1 pseudogene is annotated in these 238 nt (G+C 36.1%); it reads right to left on the bottom strand.

Features of this window, described 5'->3' with window-relative positions:
• Window positions 1–238 (bottom strand): annotated as a pseudogene (locus tag SB764_RS44360) (cation:proton antiporter); the annotation flags it as partial.

Here is a 238-nt window from a genome sequence, read left to right as displayed (position 1 = left end):
AAACATTACAAACGGATAGAAAAACATCGTTTCGTTCTGTACACCAATTGTTGAAAAAGCATACAGTAAACAAATCGTTGTGACAATACTGGCTGTTAAAACGAGTAGCAAGGCAAAAGTATCCGCAACAAACAAAATACCAAATGGGGGTAGCCATCCGCTAAAGTCTAACCTAATAATTCCTTCCGATTGAACCATTTCTAATAGTACAAAGCTAATGCCACTTACTGTAATCATT

The sequence above is a fragment of the Paraburkholderia sp. SIMBA_027 genome (assembly GCF_046535315.1).
GTDB classification, from domain to species: domain Bacteria; phylum Pseudomonadota; class Gammaproteobacteria; order Burkholderiales; family Burkholderiaceae; genus Paraburkholderia; species Paraburkholderia tropica.
The sequence above is the reverse complement of the archived record's forward strand: the minus strand, read 5'-3'. Positions and strand labels throughout refer to the sequence as shown.